Here is a 24,574-nt window from a genome sequence, read left to right on the forward strand (position 1 = left end):
CACGGCGACTGGATCGCTCGTGCCGATCTCCGGTAGCTCCCCCGACGGCACACCATGGACGCACTCTGCCTTCGTGCCTCATCCGCTGGGCGATGAGGACCCGGAACTCAGCGGTCGCGCCTACCGAAGCGTGGCTGCCGCTCGCGCGGCGCTCGGCGCGCTCGATGCCACGGCCCGGCAGCTCCCCAACCCACGTCTGTTCCGCCATCAGAACCTGCGCGTCGAGGCCCAGGCAACAGCCGCCCTCGAAGGAACCTACGAGCCGCTGGCCCGGGTCCTGTCTGCAGCTGCCACAGAAACCCAGTCCGCATCGATGCGCGAGGTACTCAACTTCATCGATGTCGCCAACACGGCGTTTGGCGCCGTTGCAGAGGGCCGTCCTCTCACCATCCCTCTCTTGTCCGAACTCCAAGCAGGACTGATGGCGGGTACCGACTCTGAGGGCCCCTACTCCGGCCAGGTCCGCCCCATTCAGGTCGTCGTCGGTCACCGGCCTGAAGCTGCCGCGACCCTGTTGCCGGTCCAACGCGCAAGGTATATCCCGTCACCGCCGGGCATCGATCTTGAGGCTCGACTCCGTGATCTCCTCCGGTGGATCGACGCCGTTCCCGGCCCCGGCCTGGACCCGGTTGTCGCCGCCGGGATGGCGCACTATCAGTTCGAGTCGCTGCACCCCTTCCACGACGGCAACGGACGCCTCGGCCGCCTCCTGATCGTGGTCCATCTCTATCGGGCCGGGCTACTGAGCGAGCCAAGCCTCACCGTCTCGCCTTGGTTCGAGGCGCGGCGCGCCGCCTACTACGACGCGCTGTTCGGCGTCTCCGCCCAAGGTGACTGGTCAACCTGGATCGGCCTGTTTGCGGACGGCATCGCAGCATCTGCTGTGCAGACCCGCGACCGGATGCTCTCCCTCACCAAGGCGATGCGGGAGGTCAAGGAGCAGATCCGTGTCGGAGGACTCCGTACAGCCAACGCGTTGCACCTCATCGATGTCGCCGTTGATCGCTTGGTCTTCACAACAGCGGATGCGGCCACAGCCCTGGGTATGAAGCCTCAGGGCGCGGCGAAGCTCATCGAGTCGCTGCAGTCACTCGGCATCCTGAGCTCGGTAGGTGACCGGAAGTACAACCGTCTCTACTACGCGCCCCGCATCGCCGATGTGGTCTTGTCCGCCCAGGCGACCGGATGACCGCGCCCCACGCTGAGTGGACCGTCAGCGAGCTCAAGGCGTGGCTGCTCGATCGACGACGACGGCCCCGTCGGAGTTGGTCGGACTGGTACTACCTGCTCCTCGCGGCGGCCATCCTGCTCCCCATGGGCGTCTCACTCGCCGCTCACACTCGGCTTCCGCTGCTGACCTGCGCCTCCTCGACGGTGTGTGGGACCGCGCTAGGCCTGCTCCCATTCACCTGGGTGGCGATGAGTTCCCTCGCCATGGGCGCGATCTCCTCTCTTCTCGGTCCGCTGGCGGCGACCACTGCCACCGCGTCCTGGATCCTCTCCACTCCGCTCGACCGCGAAGACCTTCTGTCACCCGGGCTCACCAAACTCATCGTCGTGGGCCTGGGGGTGGGGCTCCTCTCCGGCTGCCTGCTGTGGGCCGTGGCGGGCGGATCACCGCTGTGGATCGCGGTCTGCACGTCGACCGCCGCGCTGGCCGTCCTCGCCGCCGTCCTGGCGCAACAAGGCGGAGGATGGCATGGGCTGAGGAAGTCCGTCGCCGTTGCGGCATCCTGGGCGCTACTGGGGGCTCTCGCGCTGACAGGCGCCACCTCGCCGGTGCTCGTCGCCGTCGCCGCGACGGCCTGCGCGACGCTCCTGGCTTGGCGAGCAGCGGTGCACGCCAAGAGCGGCCTCAGAACCATGTCGAGGTTCTCCCTGGCGCACCATTCGGAGACCCGCACGGGTCTCGCGGGCGCGGCCTCAGGGGCCGATGCCGGCCTCGCCCTGGACATCGTGGCCTTGAAGCTCGGAGGCACAGCGCCCACCGGGGCACTCACCACCCGTCGGACCGGCTGGCACGCCCTGGCCGGCTACGAGGTCAGTCGGCTCGTGCGACGATCTCCCCGCCTGCTCTGGGGTGTGGCCATCGCCGTCTTCGCCACGGCATTCATCCCGGTGCACCCGACGTTCGGCCTGGCAGCGGCCTGCGTCGTACTCGTGCCGGCCCTCGGACTGATGCTCTCCAGCCTCCGCACGGTGCAGCGATCCCGCGGTCTCTCCCGCGCCCTCGGCCTCGCGCGCGAGGCACAGGTATCGGCGCTTGCCACCGGCGCGGCCCTCGCGAGTGGTACGTGGGCCGTCGTCTGCTGCCTTGTGCTCGTCGCGTCAGGGCTGTCCCTTCTCAGCACCTCCCTGCTCGCATGGGCCGTCGCCGCCTCAGGGCTGGCGGGTGCGATGCGCTGGGCTGCCGCTCCTCCCCCGAACTTCGCTGGAGGCGTCCTCATGACGGATGTCGGCCCGGTCCCGGTCACTGCCCTGCTGCGTGCCACAGCCGGCTTCGACGTCGCCTTCACAATGGCGACGCTCCTTCTGGTGGGCACCCCGCCGGTCCTCTGCGCGGTCCTCGCCGGCCTCGCCTTAGGGTGGTCGGTCATCGGGGTCTCGCGCCCCGGAGCCGTTTGAACACGACCGACCGGAGGAACAGGCGCATGACCGCACTCTCCATCTCCGCGCCCGAACCCGACGACGCGGGCGCCTGGTTCGACTTCGTCGTGGAGCAGCAGGCCCGAACCTATGCGGGCATCGTCCGGCCGGACTTCGCCGACGCCCAGCGCGATTTCCGGGACGCGTGGGTGCTGGAGCTGGCCGCGTCGTTCGCCACCCCGGGGACGGCCCGACGGTTGATCGCGCGGCACGGCGACGCCGTCGTCGGCGTGGCCTCGATCCACGACGCCCCTGCCGACTGGGAACACGAGATGGGCCTTGTGCCGGCACCCGCCGCCCGCTGCCTCGACCGGCTGTACCTCCACCCGGACCTCCACGGCCAGGGGCTGGGTTCCCGGCTGCTCGCCGGCATCGACGACGGTACCCCGCTGTATCTCTGGCTGATCGACGGCAACGCCGCCGCCCAGTCCTTCTACCGCCGCCGGGGCTTCGTCGACGAGCCGATCACCTTCTCCACCGGCCCCAGCTGGGGCGATGTCGCGATGCACCGCATGGTCCGCCTCGGCTCCTGAGCAGCCAACGGGGCTGATTTCGTCACTCGCTTCGGCCAGCGGGGTCGAATACGTCAGTCCCCGGCCGCGTTTGGCGTTAGCCGGGCTGAAAACGTCAGCATGCTGACTTTTGCAGCCCAGATAACCCGTTAAGAGGTCAAACGCTGACGTTTTCAGCCCCGCTGACTTTCCGGCGCTGACGTTTTCAGCCCCAGATGCGAAAGAGGGCGGCCCCGCAACGGGACCGCCCTCTTGGCTCGCTCGGAAGCGGGTGGCTCAGAAGCCGCCCATGCCGCCCATGCCGCCCATGTCGTCGCCACCGGGCATCGGGGCAGCCTTCTCGGGCTTGTCCGCGATGACGGCCTCGGTGGTGAGGAAAAGGGCCGCGATGGAGGCCGCGTTCTGCAGCGCCGAACGCGTCACCTTGGCCGGGTCGATAATGCCCGCCTCGACCATGTTGACGTACTCGCCAGTGGCCGCGTTCAGGCCCTCGCCTGCCGGCAGGTTGCCGACCTTCTCCGCAACGACGCCGCCCTCGAGGCCGGCGTTGCCGGCGATCTGCTTCAGCGGGGCGGAGGAAGCGGTCAGCACGATCTGCGCGCCGATCGCCTCGTCGCCCGAGAGGCCCTCGATGACGGCGGCCTTCGACGCCTGCAGCAGCGCGACGCCACCACCAGGCACGATGCCCTCCTCGACGGCGGCCTTCGCGTTGCGAACGGCGTCCTCGATGCGGTGCTTGCGCTCCTTCAGCTCGACCTCGGTGGCCGCGCCGACCTTGATGACAGCGACGCCGCCGGCCAGCTTCGCGAGGCGCTCCTGGAGCTTCTCGCGGTCGTACTCGGAGTCCGAGTTCTCGATCTCGCGGCGGATCTGGGCCACGCGGCCCTCGATCTGCGCGGAGTCGCCGGCGCCCTCGATGATGGTGCACTCATCCTTGGTGACAAGGACGGAACGCGCGCGGCCGAGCAGGTCGAGGGTGACGGCGTCGAGCGACAGGCCGACCTCCTCCGAGATGACCTCGCCGCCGGTCAGGATGGCGATGTCGGTCAGCATGGCCTTGCGGCGGTCGCCGAAACCGGGCGCCTTGACGGCGATCGACTTGAAGGTGCCGCGGATCTTGTTGACGAGCAGGCCGGCGAGGGCCTCGCCGTCGATGTCCTCCGCGATGACAAGCAGCGGCTTGCTCGACTGCATGACCTTCTCCAGCACGGGAAGGAGGTCCTTCAGCGAGGAGACCTTGGAGTTGACGATCAGGACGTACGGATCGTCGAGGGTCGCCTCCATGCGCTCCGCGTCGGTGACGAAGTAGGGCGAGATGTAGCCCTTGTCGAAGCGCATGCCCTCGGTGAGCTCGAGGTCGAGGCCGAAGGTGTTCGACTCCTCGACGGTGATGACGCCTTCCTTGCCGACCTTGTCCATCGCCTCGGCGATGATCTCGCCGACGGTGGGGTCAGCAGCGGAGATCGACGCGGTGGCAGCGATCTGCTCCTTGGTCTCGACGTCGATCGCGAGCTCGGAGAGCTGGGCGGAGATGGCCGCGACGGCGGCCTCGATGCCCTTCTTCAGCTCGATGGGGTTCGCGCCGGCCGACACGTTGCGCAGGCCCTCACGGACCATCGCCTGGGCCAGCACGGTGGCGGTGGTGGTGCCGTCGCCCGCGACGTCGTCGGTCTTCTTGGCGACCTCCTTGACGAGCTCGGCGCCGATGCGCTCGTAGGGATCCTCGAGCTCGATCTCCTTGGCGATGGACACGCCGTCGTTGGTGATGGTGGGGGCGCCCCACTTCTTCTCAAGGACGACGTTGCGGCCCTTGGGGCCGAGCGTCACCTTCACTGCGTCGGCGAGGGTGTTCATGCCGCGCTCGAGGCCGCGGCGCGCGTCCTCGTTGAACTCAATCAGCTTTGCCATGGTAGTTCGGGAGTCCTCCCGTCATTGGGGCCTGCGCCCCGGTGCGTTTACTCTTCTGGGGTGAACCACGGGTGCCCGCGACGGACGGCAACTGCCTCACCTGCGATTCGGTAGCACTCCCCAGCGGAGAGTGCTAACACCCATTATTAGCACTCTCCCCAAGCGAGTGCAAAGGAGACCCCCGATGGACGTGTCGCTCATCCTCCGCAATGCCGGCAACGTCGCGAACCTGTCGACGCCGCTGGGGATCGCGCTGAGCCTTGCCGGGCGGGGACGGCTGCGCCGGCGCGCCGGGCTCATCGTCGCCGACAACGTTCACCTCCCGGTCACCACTGCCGGGGCGATGACGGTAGGCAGCGTCGTGCTCGTGTTCCGCCAATCCCTGGAGCAGGCCGAGGAACGGACCCCGAACCTTCTCCCCCACGAGGACGCGCACGCTTGGCAGTGGGCCTACTGCCTCGGGCTCCCTTTCCTGCCGCTCTACTTCGCGGCGGCGGGCTGGTCGATCCTGCGCACGGGTGACCGCGCGTCGGCCAACCACTTCGAACGGCAGGCGGGGTTACGCGACGGCGGCTACCGGGAACGCCCACGGCGAACCGTGCGCGAGGGGATCAACACGCTGCTCAGCCGTGGAGGCGACGGGCGGACCGCGCCGCCTGGCGCTGGCCGCGCATCCGGCGCAGGCGCTTGACGAGCAGCGGCTTGTACGCGAGCGCCGACGGGTCGTCGATCAGCGCGTTCAACTGCTGGTAGTAGCGCGCCGAGGAGATCGAGAAGCGCTCCATGATGGCCTGTTCCTTGGGCACCGACGACGTGAACCAGCTGTCCTCGAAGTCGAGGATGGCGGCGTCACGCTCGGTCAACTCGACCGAGCCGTGCAGGGAAAGGGCCTCCGACATGTCGGGCAGTCTACGCCCGAATCACACCGCTGTCATTCGAAGGTCCACGCCGTCGGCACCATCGGCTCACGCGATCTCGGCGCCCTTCCGGCCACAAGGTAGAGTCTGAGGGCACAGCTCCCCCGAGAACTAGGAACAATCGACTCGCCATGCGCCGACTCAACGGGCACGTCCAACACTTTGCCTGGGGAAGCAGGACGGACCTCCCAGAACTGCTTCGCCGCGAGCCCGACGGCCGACCCTGGGCGGAGTACTGGCTGGGCACGCACCCCAACGGCCCGGCCACCCTCGCCGACGGCTCGACGCTCGAACTCCTGGTCCGCGAACATCCGGAGGTGCTCGGCGTCGCGACGGAGTCCGCGTACGGCGCGCAGCTGCCGTTCCTCCTCAAGCTCCTCTCCGCGGGCTCGCCGCTCAGCCTCCAGGCCCACCCCTCCCGCGAGCAGGCCGAGGCCGGCTACGCCCGCGAGTCGCTGTTGGGCCTCGCGCCCGACGATCCGCGACGCTCGTACAAGGACGACTGGCCCAAGCCCGAGACCATCGTCGCCCTCACCCCCTTCGAGGGCCTGATCGGCTTCCGCGACCCGCAGCTCACCGCGGCCCTCTTCGAGGGACTCGGCATCGGCGACGACCTCGCCTCGATCATCGGCCCCCTGCGCGACCGCTGCCCCTATCCCGCGCTGCAGGAGGTCTTCCTCGACGTCCTCACGCTCGACCACCAGGACGAGCGGCGCCACCTCGTCGACGTCCTGCTCGCCGCCGCCGTCGCCAACCTCGACGCGCCGGGCGAGCTGGGCCAGTTCGCCCGCACCGCCGTCGAGTTGGACGAGCACTTCCCCGGTGACCCGGGCATCATCGCCGCGCTGCTCATGAACCGCTTCACGCTGCAGCCCGGCGAGGCCATCGCCCTGGAGGCAGGCGTCATGCACGCCTACCTACGGGGTACGGCCGTCGAGGCGATGGCGAACTCGGACAACGTCGTGCGCGGCGGCCTCACCAAGAAGCACATCGACGTCGACGGTCTCCTCCAGGTCGTCGCCTTCCAACCCATGACCCCCGACGTCCTCGTGGCCGAGGGCGCGGACGGCACCTACGTGTACCCCACGTCGTTCCCTGAGTTCGAGCTCTGGCTGATCTCCCCCGTGGACGGCCGCTCTCAGATGATGCCGCGGCCCGACTCGGGGCGCATCGCGCTGGTCGCCTCCGGCTCATTCGCCCTCACCGGCGACGACGGCGACGTCCACCTCGGCGTCGGCGAGTCCGTCTTCGTCCCGGCCGACGAGCAGATCTCCGTGAAAGGCAACGGTCAACTGTTCGTCGCCGCATCCGGCGCCTGACCCCCGGCCACGAAATAGGGCAATGCACCCGCCATCGGGCACAATGGGCAGGCCGCGCCTCCTTAGCTCAGCGGCCAGAGCGCTCGCCTTGTAAGCGAGTGGTCGAGGGTTCGACTCCCTCAGGAGGCTCCATCGACCCCTCGGCGAGCGACGAGTGGCCGGCTCCGACGCGGGTGGTCCAGAATTGCCCCATGACTCCTGAGCCAAGCAAGTGGTCCCGCATCATCGCGGCCGACCCCGAGCATTCGCACCGTTACATCCAGCGTTTCAAAATGATGGAGGCCAACGGGCACGACCTGTACGGCGAGGCGCGCACCGTCGACGCCATGGTCGGGCGCAATGCGCGGATCCTCGACGCGGGCTGCGGCCCCGGTCGCCTGTGCGGGTACCTGCACGAGCGCGGGCACGCCGTCGTGGGAGTCGACGTTGACCCCGTCCTGATCGCGGCCGCAGAGGAGGACCACCCCGGGCCGACGTTCCTGGTCGGCGACCTCGCCGAGCTCGATCTCCCCGCGCGCGGCGTCGAGGCGGACTTCGATGTCATCGTCTGCGCGGGCAACGTGATGGGGTTCCTCGCGCCGTCGACCCGGGTCGAGGTGCTGCGCCGGTTCGCCGCGCACCTGGCGCCGAACGGCCGCGCGATCATCGGTTTCGGGGCGGGCCGAGGCTACGAGTTCAGCGAGTTCCTGGCCGACGTCGAGGCCGCCGGGCTCACCCTCGGCCTCGCGCTGTCGACATGGGACCTGCGCCCGTTCACCGCCGACTCCGACTTCCTCGTCGCCGTGTGTGAGCGCTGACGCTTACTTCGCCGTGTGCGAGCGCTGACGCTACTTCTTCTTCTCGGCTGACTCCGCCGCCTTGCGCCGGGCCCGCATCGTGGTCGTCACCAAGATGACGACGATCAGCCCGATCGCGACGTAGCCGGCGATCTTCGCGTACCAGTCGAGGACCTGGACCGCGCCGTCGCCGAGCCACCAGCCGGCAAGGAAGAAGCCGATCAGCCAGATCGTCGAGGCGATGTAGTCGTAGATTAGGAAGCGCCGGAGCGTCATGCCGGACGCGCCGGCCAGCACGAAGACGACCTGCATCAGCGGTAGCGGCATGGGGACGTAGGCGATGAGAAAGCCGATGGGGCCGAGCTTCTCCGCCCACCGCTCTGCACGCGCATAGTTGCGGGCGGCGCGCTTCGACTGGCCCGCCCATATCTCGATCATGCCCCGGCCCCACAGACGACCCGCCCACCAGTAGACCCAGTCGAACTTGAGGCTGAGGACCGATGCGACGACGAGCACGATCGGCCAGTGCGGCATCGCCCCCGTCGAGGCGATGGCGCCGCTCGCGGCCACCGACGTGCGACCACCGGTGATCATCGCCAGCCAGTCGGGAGCGACGGCGAGCAGCCACGCCCTCGTCGGCAGAAGGATGAGGCTGAAGACGGCGATGACGCCGAACCAGGTGAGGCACACGTAGTCGGCGCGCTGCGGCTCCTTCTTCCAGGGCATGCCCTCGGCCTGCCACCAGGCCTCTTCCTCCTCCGAGGTCGGCTCTTCGTCGCCCGGGCTCGGGATCTCGCGCTGCTCGCTCACGGCTGAATGGTACGTGACCGATCGGAGTCCGTCGTCCCGTCGCGCTGACGGCCTCAATCTCATCTTCATACCCATTGCCTGGACCCGGCATGCCCGGTGTAGAGTGCCGCGCAGGACACCTAAACACAGGGTTCCTATCCACTACGGATCGTCGGGCACGTACCTGCCCGTGGAAAGGAAGTGTGGCATGGCCACCGTTAGCTTTCGCGACACCACTCGCGTCTACCCCGGCTCGGATCGCGCAGCCGTCGACAAGCTGAACCTCGAGATCGAGGACGGCGAGTTCATGGTTCTCGTCGGCCCCTCCGGCTGTGGCAAGTCGACCTCGCTGCGTATGCTCGCCGGCCTCGAAGAGGTCAACGCCGGTGGCATCTGGATCGGCGACCGTGAGGTCACCGACCTGCCCCCGAAGGATCGCGACATCGCGATGGTCTTCCAGAACTACGCCCTCTACCCGCATATGACCGTCGCGGACAACATGGGCTTCGCCCTCAAGATGGCCAACGTTCCGAAGGCCGAGCGCCAGGCGCGTGTCCAGGAGGCGGCCAAGATGTTGGGCCTCGAGGACTTCCTCGCCCGCAAGCCGAAGGCCCTCTCCGGTGGCCAGCGCCAGCGCGTCGCCATGGGCCGCGCGATCGTCCGCTCCCCCCAGGTGTTCCTCATGGACGAGCCGCTGTCGAACCTCGACGCCAAGATGCGCGTCGCGACCCGCACCCAGATCGCAGCTCTGCAGCAGCGTCTCGGCGTCACCACCGTCTACGTCACGCACGACCAGGTCGAGGCCATGACGATGGGTGACCGCGTCGCGGTCATGAAGGACGGCATCCTGCAGCAGTGCGACAGCCCGCTGGCGCTGTACGACAACCCGGTCAACCTGTTCGTCGCCGGCTTCATCGGCTCGCCCGCCATGAACCTGCTCGAGGGCAAGCGCACCGAGGACGGCGTCCAGGTCGGCGACTACGTCGTTCGCGTTCCCCGTGAGGTCCTCGCAAAGGCCACCGACGACACCACCCTCACCGTCGGCATCCGTCCCGAGGCGTTCAAGGTCTCGGCCGACGGCACCGGCATCGGCATCGACGTCTCGGTGCTTGAGGAGCTCGGCGCTGACTCGTACCTGTACGGCACGCTCGCCGGCCTCTCCGACGATGCGAAGCTCACCGCGCAGCAGATCATCGCCCGCGTCCCGGCCCGCACCGCGCCGCACCGCGGCGAGGTCGTGCGCCTGGTGGCCGACCCGGTCAACCTGCACGTGTTCAGCACCAAGTCCGGCCTGCGCCTCAGCTGACGCATCCCCGAACGCCTTGAGGGCCCCGCGGTTCGCCGCGGGGCCTTCGTGTGTCCCGCCCGCCGCGAACAGGGGCGACGGCGGACGGCCCGGTGGGCTACGTTGATCCGGTGGCTGAGCTGGGACGTTGGACGACGGGTATGCGAACGGGACTAGGGACGGACCCGGCTTTCGGGGCCGTTGTGCCGCCGATCTACCTCAGCACCAACTACACGTTCGAGGGGCCGTCATCGCCGCGCGCCTACGACTACTCACGGTCCGGCAACCCGACCCGGGACCAGTTGAACGATGCGCTCGCCACCCTGGAGGGCGGCGCCGGCGCGACGGTGCTCACGACAGGACTCGCCGCGTTCACGCTCGTCCTCGAGTCCCTCGTCCCTGTCGGCGGACGAGTGCTCGCCCAGCACGACTGTTACGGCGGCACGTGGCGGCTGCTCGTCTTCCTCGCCGAGCAGGGACGGTTCGCCGTCGACTTCGTGGACTTCAACGACGCCGAGGCCTTCGCGGCCGCCATCGATCGGCGCCCGGACCTGGTGCTGGTAGAGACGCCGTCGAACCCCCTGCTGCGCATCACCGACATCCGCGCGACGGCTGAGGCGGCGCACGCCGTCGGCGCCCTCGTCGCCGTCGACAACACGTTCCTCTCTCCGCTGCTGCAGCGCCCGCTCACGTTCGGCGCGGACCTGGTGCTCCACTCGACGACCAAGTTCCTGAACGGGCACTCGGACATCGTCGGCGGCGCCGTCATCGCCGCGACGGAGGCGCTGCACGAGCAGATGCGGACGTGGGCCAACGTGCTGGGGCTGACCGGCAGCCCGTTCGACGCCTACCTCACGCTGCGCGGCCTTCGCTCCCTCGACGCGCGGCTGCGGGTGCACGCGGAGAACGCCGAGGCCCTCGTTCCCGTGCTGCGGGACCACCCCGCCGTCGCGCGGGTGTACTACCCCGGCCTGCCGGACCATCCGGGCCACGAGCTCGCGGCCCAGCAGCAGTCCGGCATGGGCTCGCTCCTGAGCTTCGAGCTGCGAGGCGGGACTCCCGCCGTCGAGGCCTTCCTCGACGGGTTGCAGATCTTCCACCTTGCGGAGTCGCTCGGCGGCATCGAGTCGCTGGTGTGCGTGCCCGCGACCATGACGCACGCGGGCATGACGCCCGAGGCCCGAGCCGAGGCCGGGATCAGCGACGCGCTGATCCGGATGAGCGTGGGCGTGGAGGCTGCCGACGACCTGGTCGCCGTCATCGCCGAGGCCCTCGACCGCGCCGTGGTCTAGGAGCCGACTCCCCTGCGGTAGGGCGTGTCGCCCAGCTCGCGCTGGAGTTCCTCCAAGCGCCGCGTCAGGGCCGCGCGGATGTCGGCGTAAGCGGGGTCGAGGTGGACGCTGCGCAACTCCTGCGGGTCCTTCTCGAGGTCGAAAAGCTCCCACTCCGGCGGATACGTGGTCCCTGACGTGTTGGGCAGGCCCATGCCGTCGGCGTAGTAGTAGATGAGCTTGTATCGCTCGGTGCGGATGCCGTAATGCGCCCAGACGTGATGGGCGTTGTCGTCGTGTTCGTAGTAGCGGTAGTAGTGCGCGTCGCGCACCGCCGCCGTCGGGCCCTCCGTCATCAGGGGCAGGAGGCTGTGGCCCTGCATCCGGCCCGGCGCCGCAACCCCGGCGAGGTCGAGGATCGTCTGCCCGATGTCGACGTTGGCAACCATGCTACTGATCTCCTGCCCGGCCCCGATCCTGGCCGGATAGCTCAGCACCAGCGGCATCCGCAGCGACTCCTCGTACATGAACCGCTTGTCGAACCAGCCGTGCTCGCCCAGGTAGAAGCCCTGGTCAGACGCGTAGATGGTGACCGTTTCGTCCCACTGGCCCCGCTCCTCGAGCGCGGCGACGACCTCGGCGACGCCGTCGTCGAGCGCCGCCACGCAGCGCAGGTAGTCCTGCAGGTAGCGCTGGTACTTCCAGACGGCGAGGTCGCGGTAGGCCAGCTCGGTGGGCGGGTCCTGCTTGAGGTCGGTGTCGGTGAGGTGGTCCGCCACGCGCATCGCGGCGAAGTGGGCGGGGGTGCCGCGGCCGTCGTAGTCGTCGAAGAAGGTCTCTGGCAGCGGGATCGGGTCGGTGAACGCGTCGGCGTACCGCGGATGGGGCTCCCACGGCCGGTGCGGGGCCTTGTGCCAGATCAGGATGCAGTACGGCTCGTCGCCCTGCTCGGCCATCCAGGCAAGCGAGCGCTCGGTGATGATGTCGGTGACGTAGCCCTCGCGCCGCACCGGACCGTCAGGAGTCAGGAACGTAGGGTCGAAGTAGTCACCCTGGTCCGGCAGCACCTCCCAGTGGTCGAATCCCGCCGGGTCGTAGCCCTCGCCGTGTCCCAGGTGCCATTTGCCGAAGATGGCCGTGCGGTAGCCCGCGGCGCGCAGCTCCTTGATGAAGGTCGGCTGGTCGTCGGTCAGATAGGTCGACAGCGTGGTCACCGCGCTGACGTGCCCGTAGGTGCCGGTCAGGAACGCGGCCCTGCTCGGCGTGCATAGGGCGTTCTCCACCAGCGCGGTGTCGAACCTGACCCCCGCCGCAGCGATCCGGTCGATCCCGGGTGTCTCGTTGACCTTCGAGCCGTAACAGCCGATCGCCTGGGCGGCGTGGTCGTCGGAGAGGAGGAAGACGATGTTCGGGCGCGCACTCATGCCCCTATCCTCGCCCCTTCTTGCATGCTGCGGAGACCACTAAGCTTGACGCGTGCCCAGATTCCTTGCCGCCAAGCCCGATGCCGATCTCATCCGGCTGCCGTGGGCGGCGCCGCTCGACCAGTGGCCGACGCAATACCTGGTCGCGCTGCCGCGAGGCATCTCCCGCCATGTCGTGCGGTTCCTGCAGGTGGGCGACGAGATCCTCGCCGCGAAGGAGATCCTTGAGGAGGTCGCGGTCCAGGAGTACCGGCTGCTCACCGAGCTGCGGCACCTGGGCATCCCTTCGGTCGAGCCCGTGGGCGTCGTGCTGGGGCGCGTCAACATCGACGGCGACCCGCTCGACCCCGTCCTCCTCACCAAGCATCTCCCCTTCTCGCTGCCGTACCGCTCGCTGTTCTACCCGGGCGTCAAGCACGAGACGGTGGGCCGCCTGCTCGACGCCATGGTCGTGCTGTTCGTCCGGCTGCACCTGAGCGGCTTCTATTGGGGCGACGTCTCGCTCTCCAACATCCTGTTCCGCCGCGACGCCGGCGAGTTCGCCGCGTACCTGGTCGACGCCGAGACCGGCGAGATCCACGAGCAGCTGACCGACGGCCAGCGCGCCCACGACCTGCAGATCGCCCGCACCAACCTCTTCGGCGAGTTCCTCGATCTGGAGGCCGGCGGCATCCTCGATCCGTCCCTCGACCCGGCGTGGCTCGTCGGCACCATCGAGGAGCGCTACCACCAGTTGTGGGCCGAGCTGACCGGCGTCGAGGAGTTCGACGAGTCGGAGCTGTACCGGCTTGAGGGGCGCGTACGGCGCCTGAACGCCCTGGGTTTCGACGTGGCGGAGATCGACATCGACGCCTCGCCCGACGGCCGCACCATCCGGATGCGCCCGAAGGTCGTCGACGCCGGCCACCACACCCGCCGCCTCATGCGGCTGACCGGCCTCGACGCCGAGGAGCACCAGGCCCGGCGCATGCTGAACGACATGGACACCTTCCGAGCGAAGGCCGGGCCACACCTGCCGGAGTCGGTCGCGGCGCACAAGTGGCTGGCCGAGGTGTTCGAGCCCGCCGTCGGCCGCGTCCCCGCGCATCTGCGCAGCAAGCGCGACGCCGCCCAGATCTTCCACGAGGTGCTCGAGCACCGCTGGTACGCCTCTCAGCGCGAGAACCGCGAGGTGTCGACGGAGGACGCGGCGACGGCCTACATCAACGAGATCCTCACCACACTGCCGGACGAGTTGCTGGGCGACCTCGCCACCATCGGCGGCGAGCTGCGTGACAAGTACGACCCGTCGAAGGGCTTCGTGGACGAAGATGACGACGACGAGCCGTACGACCCCTGGGAGGACGGCGCCAACGACCCCGACATCGAGGTCATGGAGACGTTCGACATCAATGCGCTGCGTGCGAAGGCTGCCAAGAAGAAGGGATGAGCCCGGCGGTCACTCGCTGGTGGTGAACAGCCGAATCAGCTCCGCCAGCCCGGGGTAGCCCTGCCGCTGCTCCTGCTCTGCCTGCTGGAGTTCCTCGTCGCCGAGGTCGGGCCCATGCTGAGCCGCGCGCTCCACCGCGATCCTGATCGACCGGTCCATGTCCGACCTGCTCGCCGACGACAGCACCCACCCCAGCGGCGCTTGCACGCCGGGGACGCTGTCCTGGGCGACGACGAAGACCCGTGGGGGGCGTGTTGTCCGGCCGACCGACAGCTCCTTCGCCCGCTGCAGCCACGCCGTCGGCGACTGCTGGCTGCCGCGCGAGTTCTGCAGCCCGAGCGGCGGGACGAGGAGCTCCGGCAGCGTCCCAGGAGGAGGCGGGGCGAGGTCGCTGCCGCGTCCATTGTCGAGGTAGACGACGATCGGCAGGACGGGGACATCGTCGTTCGGGGCGACGGCGAGGAGGCGCGGGGCCAGGTCGACCAGCGAGCCGAGGCCGCTGCCCTCGGCGTATCCGCCGTCGATCAGTTGCGTGGCTGCGGCCTGCCGGCAGGGACCGACGACGCCCGACGGCGTGACGTAAGGGAAGCGCGCCGAGAACATGGCCGCGGTGGAGAGGCGGACGCCGTCGAGGCACCGGTCGTCGTCGTTCGCGGGGCGCGCGGCGTCGGCGAGGTAGTCGCGCAGGTCACGGCTGTTCGCCAACGGTGCGGCGTTCTCCCGGCATCGTTCGAGGCGCGGGCGGTCGAGGACGAGGTGGGTGGCGAGCACGCGGCAGCCGGTGTTGGCGTCGGTGACGTTGAGCACGAGCGGGGCCTTCAGCGCCCCGGTCGCCGGCGTGTAGAAGTTGGCGGCGAGGCCGGGCGTCCGCGCCTCCCAGGCCGTCTCCATGAGGCCCGCGCGGTCCAGCCACTCGCCGCCGATGACGCCAGGAACGCCGGTCACGGAGTAGGCGAGATCGCGCACAAGCATGCCGTCGACCGCCTGGCCGAGGGCCGCGGCGTCGCCGATCCCCCACACTGCGTCAGCAGCATCACCCGCCGCGGTGACCCGCAGGACGGCGAGCCCGACCGAGCCGCCGCTGACGCCCGAGGCGAGGACGACGGCGTCGACGGCGCAGGTCGAGCCCAGCTGGGACAGGACGGCCGCCGTCCAATAGGCGGCGCGAATGCCGCCTCCCTCGGCGGCCACGAACACCATCGGACGTACCCAGGTGGGGTTTCGGGCGGAGCCGGCGTTGACCCGACATCCCGTGTCGTCGATCCGCTGCCGCCACTGTCCCACAACCGTCTGCGGGGTGTCGCCGACGGTCGCCGGCTCCGGGAGCGCGCGGGCGCCGTGGACCTCGTGGGAGCTGGCCTGCATCGTGGCGGCCAGCAACACCACTAGCAGCAGCCCGACCACCGGAACCTCGCGGAGCCGCAGCGCCTTCGTCCAGAACAGCTCCGGCGGGGCGTAGGTGACGTGAACCGCGACCGTCGTACCGACGAGCAGCATCAGGAGCCCCAGCGAGATCATCACGACGCCGAGGACGCCGAAGATGTCCGCGGCCTGGCGCGGACCGGCCCCGATCAAGACGAGGAGCACGGTGCTGCCGACGATGCCCGCCCAGGCGCCGCCTCGGATGGCGCGGAGGCGCGCCGAATGGTCGGAGTCACCGCTCAGGTTGCGCATCCCCCAGCCTGCACCCGGCCGCACCAAGGCACGGACGCTCGGCCAGCGGCCGCACAGGAACGTGAGGGCAGGAATGCCGACCCACCACAGGCTGACCGCGGCCCCCGGCCCGAGCAGTATGGCTGGCCACACCACGGCGGGGTTGGCGCCCGCCTCCGGCACGGCCGCCAGGACGGTGAAGGACCGCAGCAACCCGAGCGAGGCGGCGACGACGCCGGCGAGCGCCAGGATGTCCCCGACCGCCCACACCAGCCGGACCGGCGCCTTGGGCTCGCGCGGGCGCGGCTGGACCAGCCCTCCTCGACGCCGCAGCCACCAGGATGAGGCCATGAGCGTCAGCGGGATGCCTGCGAAGATCGCCGCGACGCCCCAGCGGATGCTTCCGCCGGACAGCGCGGACAGCATCGCAAGGACGCCGACGAGGACCGGGCCGAACAGCCACTGCCACAGCAACGCCTGCGGGCGCTGCTCCTCGCCGCGTCGAGCCATGGCGCGCCGTCGGTAGAGGTCGTCGGTCTCGAGCCGGCCCAGCAGGAAGACGCCCACGGTCACCGCGCCCAAGGCAAGGATCGCGATGACGCCGTGCAGCGGGCCGGACCTGCCATCGGCGGCGTCGAGCCAGGCGCGCTGGATGTCCGGGAGTTGGTCGAGGATGCCGGGGCCGGGCACCAGCGCCAGGAGCGTGACCGGCAGCACCGCGAGCAGCGAGAACCGGTGCACGCCGAGCGCCCGGAGCAGGTCCGCGCCCACCTTGCGTCCGCGCGCCGTCCCGAACGCGGCGAAGAGCAGCGGAACGAGGACGCCCACCAGACTCAGCCACTTCACCGCCGTCGCCCCCATCGCGAAGACGTCGAGCGGGAGGCCTCCCACCACGAGCCCGAGCAGCAGCAGGTTCTCGACGACGTCGGCGCCGGCGGCGATCAGCGCCAGCCGGGGCCGCGGGGTCGTGAGCAGGCCGAGGGGCGCGTCGGCGGGGATCACGCGGCGCCGCCGCACCTCGGTAAGGGCGCGGTGGAGGAGATAGCCGTACGTGATGGCCAACCCGCAGTCGACGAGCACGAACGCGACGACGAAGCCGTTGGCGCTGCCGTGGAGCTCCTTCAGGAGGGTGTAGACGCGTTCGCTCGGGGCGGTGTTGGCGGCCGTGAGGCTCGCGGCGTAGCCCCCCGCAGGCACGCTGCCGATCAGCCGGTCCAGCTCCCCGAGCACGGTGTAGCACCCGACGACAAGTGTCACCAGCCCGAGCGCAAGGCTGGGTAGGACCGGCGTTGCCGTCCTGAGTTCACCGAGAGAAGGCGCCACTGGCGCGCCATGCGCGGACATGCCCCATCATGGCACCGCCCCGACGCACGGGCATAGCCCCTTTGTCAGCACCCCTCCGGGCCGCAGGCCTCCCCGGAGTCGCCGACGTCGATCAGCTGGGGCTTCTGCTCCCCGAGGACCGTCTCCAGGACCTGCGTGAACACCTCCGGAGGCTGAGCGCCGGAGACGCCGTAGGTGTTCTGCACGACGAAGAACGGCACTCCCCGCACGCCGATGGCCGCGGCCTCGCGGATGTCGGCATCGACGGCGGCGTCCAGCTCCTCGGAGTCGAGGGCGGCGCGCGCGGCGTCGTCGGTCAGGCCTGCATCCACGCCCAGGCCGACGAGGGTCTCCGCATTGCCGATGTCGCGGCCCTTCTCGAAGTGGGCAGAGAACAGCGCCTCCTCCAGCGCGTCCGTGCGGCTCCCACCGTCGGCCACGTCCGCGCGCTTGGCGGCCTGCAGGAGGCGGTGGGCACGCCGAGAGTTCGCCACCGTGAGCGCTCCGAAGTCGTAGTCGAGGCCCTCTCCGCGCGCCTGCTCGGCCACATGCCCGATCATCTGTTCGACCGACGCACGCGGCATGCCCTTCGAGGCGACGAGGTAGTCGACCTCGCTGCCGTCGTAGTGCGCGGGAAGCGTGGGGTCGAGCTGATAGCTGCGCCAGGTCACGCGCACCTGGTCGCGCTGCGGAAACGCCGCGAGAGCCCGCTCGAACCGCCGCTTGCCGATGAAACACCACGGGCAGGCGATGTCGGACCAGATCTGGATGTCGATACTCATGCCTCGATTGAACCACCTCGGGCGATAGGGTGCTCTGCGTGTTGACCCCCGGTGCGGTGATCGCCGACGTCTACCGCCGGCAGCGGCTGCGAACCGTCCTTGCGACACTCGGCATGGTCGGACACCAAACGTGCGAGGCGCTCGTTCCTGTCGCCTTCGGGCTTGTGATCGACCGCGCCGTGCGCACCGGCGACGGCGGGGCCATGTGGCTGTCCGCCGTCGGCATCATGCTGCTCTTCACGGCGCTCACCTTCAGTGCGCGCGGCGGGCACTGGATGGCCACGCAGGCGATCCTCGAGGAGTCCCACCGGCTCCGCCTCGAGATGATCACCCGCATCCTCGGCCGCCGGCCCCGACCGGGCAACCGGCAGACCGGCGAGCAGTTGTCCATCGCGACGTCCGACGCGCTCGCCACCACCGAGATCATCGAGGTCGTCGGGTGGATGGTCGGCGCGACGATCGGCCTCGGCTGGACCGCGTTCTTCCTGTTCCGGATCGACTGGGTGCTCTGCCTCGGCATCCTGATCGGTGTTCCGCTGCTGATGCTTGGCCTCTCCCGGCTCGGGCCGCGCCTGGAGCGGCGCACCGCGCATCAGCAGCAGACCGTCGGTCTCGCCGCCGGCATGGCCGCCGACCTGCTCGCCGGGATGCGCCCGCTGCGCGGCTTCGGTGGCGTCCCCGAGGCGACTCGCCGCTACAAGGCCGCCAGCCGCCGCTCGCGCGACGCCCACGTCTCCGCCATCACCGCCACCGCGCAGTTCGCAGGCGCGACCTCGTTCAGCATCGGCATCCTGCTCGCGGTGGTGGGCGGCGTCGTCGGCCTGATGGCGCTCGACGGCCAGCTGACGATCGGCGAGCTGGTCACCGTCGTCGGGTTGGCGATGTTCGTGAGCGATCCCGTCAACACCATCAGCCACCTGATCCCGGAGCTCGCCGCGAGCCGGGCGAGCGCCGCCCGCGTCGCCGAGCTGCTGTCACTGGAGGGCGACGTCCCGGAACACGAGTCGACGAATGGGCGTCCGACTCTGGCGCTCGAGGACGTCCATGCACCCGGCATCGCGGGGCTTTCGCTCACGTTAGGCGACGGCGAGGTCGTCGGCGTCGTCCCGTCCGGCGCGGCGGCTGCGGGGTCGCTGACGGCGCTGATCGACGGCACGGGGGCCGCGGAGGCTGGGAGCGTGCGCGTGTCGGGGCGACTGCTCGTCGAGCCGCACGCCGTCCACCTGTTCGGGGCGACGCTGCGGGAGGCTTTACTTGTTGGCGACGGCGCCGACGACGAGGTCCTGAACGAGGCGTTGTCCGCCGTCGCGCTGAACGACCTCGCGGGCGCCCACCCGGACTTGGAGCACCCGCTCACCGATCACGGGCTCAACCTGTCGGGCGGGCAACGGCAGCGCATCGCGATGGCCCGTGCGCTGCTGGCCGACGCCCCGATCCTCGTCCTGCGTGATCCGACGACCGCCGTCGATGCCGTCACCGAGTCGCGCATGGCCGAGGGCATCCGTCGCTACCGCGCGCGTCCCGGCCGCCTCACCGTCGTGATCACGACCAGCCCTCCCCTACTGGCCAGCTGCGACCGCGTCGTCCTCCTCGGGCCCGAGGGCCGCTGCGTCACCTCCACCCACGCGGGCCTCGTCGCCGACCCCGCGTACGCGGAGTTGGTGCTCCGATGAGCCGCCGGATCCTGCCCACCGCCACCGCGCGCCGATCCGCCGCCGTGCTTTGGCAGGCCATCGCGCGACACCCGGGCATCCTTGCCCTGACGCTGCTGCTCAACGTCGCCGCGAGCACGGCGGCCGTGGCGGCGCCGCTGCTGCTCGGCCGCATCATCGACGCTGTCACCACGGGCGGGCCGACGGCGCGGGGAACGGTGCTCGCGCTGACGGCCGGGCTCGTCGGAGCGGCGCTCGCCGCGGGCGTGCTTTTGGGCTTCGCCCGCCGTTTCACCGAGCAGCTGGGCGTCACCGTCGCGGCGGGGCTCCGCGAGGACGTCCTCGAACACGCGCTCCAACTCGACCCCCACGTCCTTGAGGCGGCCGGCAGCGGCGATGTCACGTCCCGGGTGACGGAGGACGTCGAGCAGATCAACTCCTCGATCTCGTTGATGGCGCGCGTGGTCATGGCCCTGATCACGGTGGCGGTCACGGCCGTCGGGCTGCTGACCCTCGACTGGCGCCTTGCGTGCGCGTTCGCCGCCGTCTTCCCCGTCCACTGGATCGGCATCCGGTTCGTGCTGCCGGTGCTGGCGCCGCGGTTCGCAGCCGAACGTCAGTCGGCCGCCGTCCGGACTCAGGAGATCCTCACGACGCTCGACGGCGCGGCCACTGTCCGCGCCTACGCGATGGTGCCCCGGCGGGTCGGCATCGTGGAGGAGGCCTCCCTCGACACCAACCGCAAGCGCCTGACGGCCCTTCGCGCGAGCCTGACGTTCGACAACCTGATGAACTACGCCGAGGCGGTCGGTTTCACCGCGATCCTGACCGCGGGCTTCTTCCTCGTCCGCGCCGACATCGTCACGGTTGGCGCCGTCACCGCCGCCGCGCTGCTCTTCCACCGGCTGTTCGGTCCGCTGGGTGTCCTCTTCATGAGCTTCGCGAACGTCCTGCGCGCGGCCGCCGCGCTCACGCGCCTTGTCGGGGTGGCGGATCTGCCGCTGCCTACGCCGTCGGACCGTCCCTTCTCGCCGCCGCTCGGGGTCGTCGTCGATCGCCTCAGCCACCACTACCCGGACGGTCCGACGGTGCTGCACGATGTCTCGGTCGCGGTTCCCCCCGGCAGCAGCCTTGCCGTCGTCGGGGAGAGCGGGGCCGGAAAGACGACACTGGCTGCGTTGATCGGCGGCGTCTTCCCCGCAGCTGCCGGGCAGATCCTGCTGGGCGCGGACGCCGTCGATGACCTCGATCCGCGGTCCGTGCGGCGTCGCGTGGCCGTCGTGACCCAGGAGGTGCACACGTTCGCGGGCACGCTCGCCGACGACCTCCGCCTGGCCCGGTCAGAAGCGACGGACGACGACCTCGCAGCGGCGCTGCGCGCGGTCGGCGCCCTCGACTGGGTCTCGGCGCTGCCGGAGGGTCTCGGCACCCGGGTAGGCACCGGCGGGCACCCGCTCACCGTCGATCAGGCGCAGCAGCTCGCGCTGGCTCGGATCGTGCTCGTTGCGCCGCCAGTCGTCGTGCTCGACGAGGCGACCGCCGAAGCCGGCAGCGCGGGTGCCCGCGCCTTGGAGCGCTCGGCGGAGGCAGTGACGGCGGCCCGGACGGCGATCGTCGTCGCGCACCGCCTGACGCAGGCGCGCGCCTGCGACGTGATCGCGGTCATGTCGGGCGGCCGAATCGTCGAGTTGGGAACCCACGACGACCTCGTCGCTGCTCGCGGCCACTACGCCGAACTCTGGGCCGCTTGGTCGGCCTGAACCTCAGCTTACCGGCGGGCGTGGACCCGCTCGATGATGCCGTGGTGCAGGCGCTGCGTCGCGACAATCGGCACGCCGAGGGCCTCGACGATCCGACGCGGGCGGCGGGTGAACCGCTCGCCCTGCAGCGGGTAGGTCGCAGCCTCCAGCAGCAACTGGCCGACTCGGAGGAACGGGTTGGACGAGCCGATGTGGTCGACGAGGAGCAGGTCGCCTCCCGGGCGCAGGACCCGGAGCATCTCCTCGACGGCGCGGCGCGGGTCGCGGAATCCGCAGAGCGAGTAGGTGCACACGACCGCGTCGAAGCGTGCATCCGCGAAAGGCAGCCGCTCACCGTCGGCGAGCGCGAAGTCGACGGCGGTGAGCCGCGCGGCGCGAGCCCGCGCACCACGGAGCATCCCGTCGCTGAACTCGACGGCGGTGAGCCGGGCATCCGGCCCGTAGTAGGGCAGGTTGAGCCCGGTCCCGACGGCCACCTCGAGCACCCTCCCTCGGGCACGTCCGGCGGCCCACTCCCGGCTGGCGGCCAGAAACCGGCGCTCCATGGGCGCGATCATCGCGTCGAACCGCGCGGCGTGGCCATCCCAGTACCTGCGCACACGTTCCTGGCTGGGCGTCATCGTTCAAGTATCCCCGCTCTGTCCTCCCGGGAAGCGAAGAACCAGGATGGCGGGAGGACGACACGACGACTGGGGCGACCGCCACGGTAAACTGCCCTGCTGTGACCCTGAACCTGTATGACACCGCCGCTCGCGCCGTGCGCGAGTTCGTCCCGCTCGTCGACGGCAAGGTGTCCATCTACCACTGCGGGCTCACCGTGCAGGCGTCACCGCACCTCGGTCATATCCGCAAGGAGGTCGTCTTCGACGTCCTGCGCCGCTGGCTTGAGCACAAGGGCTACGACGTCACCGTCGTCGCCAACGTCACCGACATCGACGACAAGATCCTCGCCAAGTCGGCCGAGGAGGGGGTCGAGTGGTTCGCGCACGCCTACAAGTTCGAGCGCGAACTCCACGAGGCGTACGCGTCGCTCGGCTGCAAGCCACCCACTTACGAGCCCCGCGCCACCGGCCACGTGCCGGAGATGCTGGAACTGACGGAAGCCCTGATCGAGCGCGGGCACGCCTACGTCGCCCCCGACGGCTCCGGTGATGTCTACTTCGACGTCCGGTCCTGGCCCCGCTACGGCGAACTCAGCGGCATGAAGGTCGATGAGATGGAGCCCGCCGCCGACGCCGACCCCCGCGGCAAGCGCGACCCCCGAGACTTCGCCCTCTGGAAAGGCCACAAGCCCAGCGAGCCGGCGACGGCGTCCTGGCCGTCTCCCTGGGGACGGGGGCGCCCCGGCTGGCACCTGGAGTGCTCGGCGATGGCGGGCAAGTACCTCGGCGACACGTTCGACATCCACGGCGGCGGCATCGACTTGCGCTTCCCGCACCACGAGAACGAACTGGCCCAGTCCGCGGCGGCGGGCAAGGACTTCGCCCGCTACTGGATGCACAACGCGTGGGTGACCATGGCCGGCGAGAAGATGAGCAAGTCGCTGGGCAACACCGCGCTGGTCTCCGAGGTGACGAAACGCTACGACCCGCGCGCCGTCCGCTTCTTCCTGCTGGCCCCGCACTACCGCTCGACCATCGAGTTCTCCCCCGAGGACGACGACACCCGCGGCTCGCTCGCCGAGGCCGAGAAGGCGATCGAGCGGATCGACTCCTTCGTCCGCCGCGCCACGGAGAAAGTCAGCGAATGGGGCTGGTTCGCCTACGCCCCTCCCCCGCGGCACCCGGCCTACGAGGCGTTCGCGGCTGCGATGGACGACGACCTGGCCACCCCAGCAGCCGTCGCCGCGCTCTTCGATGCGGTGCGGGCAGGCAACCAGGCCCTCGCAAGCGACGACAACGAGGCGCTCGCCCACGCCTACGTCGCCGTGACCACAATGCTCGACGTGTTCGGCATCAACCCCACCGCCCCGGAATGGGCCAGCTCCTCATCCGACGACGACCTCCGCCCAGTGGTGGACGGCCTGGTCGGCGCCCTCCTGGAACAGCGAGCCGCGGCCCGCGCCGCCAAGGACTGGGCGGCGGCCGACACCATCCGCGACACCCTGGCCGACCTCGGCCTCAAGATCACCGACACCCCCGCCGGGCCCACCTGGAGCCTGGAGAAGTAGGCACACACATGGCAGGCAACTCCTCGCGCCGCGGCGCGACAAGCAAGGGCAAGAACAAGGCCGCGGGCTCCGGCGGACGCATCCGCAAGTCCCTTGAGGGCCGCGGGCCGACGCCGAAGGCCGAGGACCGCGTCTACCACAAGGCGTACAAGCAGAAGCAGGCCGCGCAGCGCCGCCAGGGGGCGCAGCCGAAGAAGCAGCATCGGTCCGCGGCAGGCGCCGACTGGGTCGTCGGCCGCAACCCCGTCTTCGAGGCCCTGACGGCGGGCCTGCCGGTCAAGCAGGCCTACGTCGCCGAGGGCGCGGAGCGCGACGACCGCCTCCGCGACATCCTGAAGTTCACGGCAGAGCACAGCCTGCCCATGTTGCAGGTCACCCGCGCCGAACTCGACCGCGTCACTGGCGGGCTCGTCCACCAGGGCGTCGCCCTGCAGCTGCCGGCCTACGAGTACGCCGACGCCGATGACGTCCTCGCCGACGCCGCGACAACCGACGGCATCGTCGTCGCCCTCGACGGCATCACGGACCCGCGCAACCTGGGCGCGATCGTGCGCTCCGCCGCGGCATTCGGGGCCACGGGCGTCGTCATCCCGGCTCGCCGCTCGGCGTCGATGACCGCGGCCGCGTGGAAGACGTCGGCGGGAGCTGCCGCGCGCCTGCCCGTCGCGATGGCGACCAACCTCAACCGCACGCTGGTGCAGGCGTCGAAGATGGGCTTCGCCGTCGTCGGTCTCGCCGGCGAGGGTGAGCTTCCCATCTCCGCGGCACCGGGCATCACCGGGCCGTTGGTGATCGTCGTCGGCTCGGAGGACGAGGGCCTCGCGCGGCTGGTGCGCGAGCACTGCGACGCGCTGGTCTCCATCCCGATCGCCAGCGCCGTCGAGTCGCTGAACGCCTCCGTCGCAGCCGCCGTGGCGCTGTACGAGGTCGCCCAGCAGCGCGCCTCCTGACGGCCTCG

General features: G+C 70.1%; 20 protein-coding genes and 1 tRNA gene. 14 read left to right on the forward strand and 7 right to left on the reverse strand.

Annotated features, from left to right (window positions below):
* Positions 1 to 73 precede the first annotated feature (73 nt).
* Genes IPJ61_RS02190 through IPJ61_RS02200 form a run of 3 tightly spaced genes read left to right on the forward strand, consistent with a single transcriptional unit; the run spans position 74 to position 3,179 of the window.
* On the forward strand, positions 74 to 1,189 hold the full coding sequence (locus IPJ61_RS02190; protein ID WP_297102556.1) for a Fic family protein: 1,116 nt from the start codon (positions 74 to 76) through the stop codon (positions 1,187 to 1,189).
* Entirely contained in the window at positions 1,186 to 2,625 is a 1,440-nt protein-coding gene (locus IPJ61_RS02195; protein ID WP_297102558.1) for a DUF6297 family protein, read from the forward strand. The genes IPJ61_RS02190 and IPJ61_RS02195 overlap by 4 nt, the downstream gene beginning before the upstream one ends.
* Positions 2,626 to 2,651: 26 nt before the next feature.
* Entirely contained in the window at positions 2,652 to 3,179 is a 528-nt protein-coding gene (locus IPJ61_RS02200) for a GNAT family N-acetyltransferase (RefSeq protein WP_297102560.1), read from the forward strand.
* Between the two features lie 255 nt (positions 3,180 to 3,434).
* Here the strand turns inward: IPJ61_RS02200 and groL are convergent, their stop codons facing one another.
* On the reverse strand, positions 3,435 to 5,066 hold the full coding sequence (gene groL, locus IPJ61_RS02205) for a chaperonin GroEL (protein WP_297102562.1): 1,632 nt from the start codon (positions 5,064 to 5,066) through the stop codon (positions 3,435 to 3,437).
* 184 nt (positions 5,067 to 5,250) lie between these two features.
* Between groL and IPJ61_RS02210 the strand changes: the two genes are divergently transcribed.
* Positions 5,251 to 5,757 carry a hypothetical protein gene (locus tag IPJ61_RS02210; RefSeq protein ID WP_297102564.1) on the forward strand — a complete coding sequence of 169 codons (507 nt, stop codon included), beginning with the start codon at positions 5,251 to 5,253 and terminating at the stop codon, positions 5,755 to 5,757.
* On the opposite strand, the gene IPJ61_RS02215 is transcribed toward IPJ61_RS02210, so the two are convergent.
* The gene (locus IPJ61_RS02215) at positions 5,690 to 5,965 is read right to left on the reverse strand and encodes a DUF3263 domain-containing protein (RefSeq protein ID WP_297102566.1); all 276 of its coding nucleotides are present in this window, start codon (positions 5,963 to 5,965) and stop codon (positions 5,690 to 5,692) included. The two genes, IPJ61_RS02210 and IPJ61_RS02215, sit on opposite strands and share 68 nt — an antisense overlap.
* Positions 5,966 to 6,114: 149 nt before the next feature.
* On the opposite strand from IPJ61_RS02215, the gene manA reads away from it, so the two are divergent.
* The 3 genes from manA to IPJ61_RS02230 all read left to right on the forward strand — a co-directional run bounded on the left by manA (position 6,115) and on the right by IPJ61_RS02230 (position 8,099).
* Positions 6,115 to 7,302: a mannose-6-phosphate isomerase, class I gene (gene manA / locus IPJ61_RS02220; RefSeq protein WP_297102569.1), complete on the forward strand. Its 1,188-nt coding sequence runs from the start codon at positions 6,115 to 6,117 to the stop codon at positions 7,300 to 7,302.
* A 56-nt stretch (positions 7,303 to 7,358) separates the two neighbouring features.
* Positions 7,359 to 7,434 (forward strand) — tRNA-Thr (locus tag IPJ61_RS02225).
* A gap of 59 nt (positions 7,435 to 7,493) precedes the next feature.
* Positions 7,494 to 8,099 (forward strand): class I SAM-dependent methyltransferase, encoded by a 606-nt coding sequence (locus IPJ61_RS02230; RefSeq protein WP_297102571.1) that lies wholly within the window; start codon positions 7,494 to 7,496, stop codon positions 8,097 to 8,099.
* Positions 8,100 to 8,129: 30 nt separating this feature from the next.
* On the opposite strand, the gene IPJ61_RS02235 is transcribed toward IPJ61_RS02230, so the two are convergent.
* A complete protein-coding gene (locus IPJ61_RS02235; RefSeq protein WP_297102573.1) occupies positions 8,130 to 8,888 on the reverse strand; it encodes a DedA family protein in 759 nt (252 codons plus the stop codon).
* Between the two features lie 187 nt (positions 8,889 to 9,075).
* Between IPJ61_RS02235 and IPJ61_RS02240 the strand changes: the two genes are divergently transcribed.
* Both IPJ61_RS02240 and metB read left to right on the forward strand, forming a co-directional pair.
* Positions 9,076 to 10,173 (forward strand): ABC transporter ATP-binding protein, encoded by a 1,098-nt coding sequence (locus IPJ61_RS02240; RefSeq protein WP_297102575.1) that lies wholly within the window; start codon positions 9,076 to 9,078, stop codon positions 10,171 to 10,173.
* 110 nt (positions 10,174 to 10,283) lie between these two features.
* Positions 10,284 to 11,444 (forward strand): cystathionine gamma-synthase, encoded by a 1,161-nt coding sequence (gene metB / locus IPJ61_RS02245; RefSeq protein WP_366505109.1) that lies wholly within the window; start codon positions 10,284 to 10,286, stop codon positions 11,442 to 11,444.
* Here metB and IPJ61_RS02250 read toward each other — a convergent pair.
* Positions 11,441 to 12,847 carry a sulfatase family protein gene (locus IPJ61_RS02250; RefSeq protein ID WP_297102578.1) on the reverse strand — a complete coding sequence of 469 codons (1,407 nt, stop codon included), beginning with the start codon at positions 12,845 to 12,847 and terminating at the stop codon, positions 11,441 to 11,443. The two genes, metB and IPJ61_RS02250, sit on opposite strands and share 4 nt — an antisense overlap.
* A 52-nt stretch (positions 12,848 to 12,899) precedes the next feature.
* On the opposite strand from IPJ61_RS02250, the gene IPJ61_RS02255 reads away from it, so the two are divergent.
* Entirely contained in the window at positions 12,900 to 14,276 is a 1,377-nt protein-coding gene (locus IPJ61_RS02255) for a DUF4032 domain-containing protein (RefSeq protein WP_297102580.1), read from the forward strand.
* A gap of 9 nt (positions 14,277 to 14,285) precedes the next feature.
* On the opposite strand, the gene IPJ61_RS02260 is transcribed toward IPJ61_RS02255, so the two are convergent.
* Together IPJ61_RS02260 and IPJ61_RS02265 are read right to left on the reverse strand one after the other, a co-directional pair.
* Positions 14,286 to 17,186 (reverse strand): hypothetical protein, encoded by a 2,901-nt coding sequence (locus tag IPJ61_RS02260; protein ID WP_297102582.1) that lies wholly within the window; start codon positions 17,184 to 17,186, stop codon positions 14,286 to 14,288.
* Positions 17,187 to 17,317: 131 nt separating this feature from the next.
* On the reverse strand, positions 17,318 to 18,034 hold the full coding sequence (locus tag IPJ61_RS02265; RefSeq protein ID WP_297102583.1) for a DsbA family oxidoreductase: 717 nt from the start codon (positions 18,032 to 18,034) through the stop codon (positions 17,318 to 17,320).
* A gap of 38 nt (positions 18,035 to 18,072) precedes the next feature.
* On the opposite strand from IPJ61_RS02265, the gene IPJ61_RS02270 reads away from it, so the two are divergent.
* Both IPJ61_RS02270 and IPJ61_RS02275 read left to right on the forward strand, forming a co-directional pair.
* Positions 18,073 to 19,707 (forward strand): ABC transporter transmembrane domain-containing protein, encoded by a 1,635-nt coding sequence (locus IPJ61_RS02270; RefSeq protein ID WP_297102585.1) that lies wholly within the window; start codon positions 18,073 to 18,075, stop codon positions 19,705 to 19,707.
* Positions 19,704 to 21,446 carry an ABC transporter ATP-binding protein gene (locus IPJ61_RS02275; RefSeq protein WP_297102587.1) on the forward strand — a complete coding sequence of 581 codons (1,743 nt, stop codon included), beginning with the start codon at positions 19,704 to 19,706 and terminating at the stop codon, positions 21,444 to 21,446. The genes IPJ61_RS02270 and IPJ61_RS02275 overlap by 4 nt, the downstream gene beginning before the upstream one ends.
* A gap of 8 nt (positions 21,447 to 21,454) precedes the next feature.
* Here IPJ61_RS02275 and IPJ61_RS02280 read toward each other — a convergent pair whose 3' ends face one another.
* A complete protein-coding gene (locus tag IPJ61_RS02280; RefSeq protein WP_297102589.1) occupies positions 21,455 to 22,066 on the reverse strand; it encodes a class I SAM-dependent methyltransferase in 612 nt (203 codons plus the stop codon).
* Positions 22,067 to 22,167: 101 nt separating this feature from the next.
* Between IPJ61_RS02280 and cysS the strand changes: the two genes are divergently transcribed.
* The gene (cysS, locus tag IPJ61_RS02285; RefSeq protein WP_297102591.1) at positions 22,168 to 23,616 is read left to right on the forward strand and encodes a cysteine--tRNA ligase; all 1,449 of its coding nucleotides are present in this window, start codon (positions 22,168 to 22,170) and stop codon (positions 23,614 to 23,616) included.
* A gap of 8 nt (positions 23,617 to 23,624) precedes the next feature.
* Positions 23,625 to 24,566: a 23S rRNA (guanosine(2251)-2'-O)-methyltransferase RlmB gene (rlmB, locus tag IPJ61_RS02290; protein ID WP_297102593.1), complete on the forward strand. Its 942-nt coding sequence runs from the start codon at positions 23,625 to 23,627 to the stop codon at positions 24,564 to 24,566.
* Positions 24,567 to 24,574 lie beyond the last annotated feature (8 nt).

This window comes from Tessaracoccus sp. (assembly GCF_016714275.1).
In the GTDB taxonomy this organism is placed as follows: Bacteria; Actinomycetota; Actinomycetes; order Propionibacteriales; family Propionibacteriaceae; genus Arachnia.

What these genes read in the sequence shown, in the direction of transcription:
- IPJ61_RS02195 (WP_297102558.1), top strand. Translation starts at nt 1,186, where the DNA reads ATGACCGCGCCCCACGCTGAGTGGACCGTCAGCGAGCTCAAGGCGTGG.
- IPJ61_RS02200 (WP_297102560.1), top strand. Translation starts at nt 2,652, where the DNA reads ATGACCGCACTCTCCATCTCCGCGCCCGAACCCGACGACGCGGGCGCC.
- groL (WP_297102562.1), bottom strand. Translation starts at nt 5,066, where the DNA reads ATGGCAAAGCTGATTGAGTTCAACGAGGACGCGCGCCGCGGCCTCGAG.
- IPJ61_RS02210 (WP_297102564.1), top strand. Translation starts at nt 5,251, where the DNA reads ATGGACGTGTCGCTCATCCTCCGCAATGCCGGCAACGTCGCGAACCTG.
- IPJ61_RS02215 (WP_297102566.1), bottom strand. Translation starts at nt 5,965, where the DNA reads ATGTCGGAGGCCCTTTCCCTGCACGGCTCGGTCGAGTTGACCGAGCGT.
- manA (WP_297102569.1), top strand. Translation starts at nt 6,115, where the DNA reads ATGCGCCGACTCAACGGGCACGTCCAACACTTTGCCTGGGGAAGCAGG.
- IPJ61_RS02230 (WP_297102571.1), top strand. Translation starts at nt 7,494, where the DNA reads ATGACTCCTGAGCCAAGCAAGTGGTCCCGCATCATCGCGGCCGACCCC.
- IPJ61_RS02240 (WP_297102575.1), top strand. Translation starts at nt 9,076, where the DNA reads ATGGCCACCGTTAGCTTTCGCGACACCACTCGCGTCTACCCCGGCTCG.
- IPJ61_RS02250 (WP_297102578.1), bottom strand. Translation starts at nt 12,847, where the DNA reads ATGAGTGCGCGCCCGAACATCGTCTTCCTCCTCTCCGACGACCACGCC.
- IPJ61_RS02265 (WP_297102583.1), bottom strand. Translation starts at nt 18,034, where the DNA reads ATGAGTATCGACATCCAGATCTGGTCCGACATCGCCTGCCCGTGGTGT.
- IPJ61_RS02275 (WP_297102587.1), top strand. Translation starts at nt 19,704, where the DNA reads ATGAGCCGCCGGATCCTGCCCACCGCCACCGCGCGCCGATCCGCCGCC.
- IPJ61_RS02280 (WP_297102589.1), bottom strand. Translation starts at nt 22,066, where the DNA reads ATGACGCCCAGCCAGGAACGTGTGCGCAGGTACTGGGATGGCCACGCC.
- rlmB (WP_297102593.1), top strand. Translation starts at nt 23,625, where the DNA reads ATGGCAGGCAACTCCTCGCGCCGCGGCGCGACAAGCAAGGGCAAGAAC.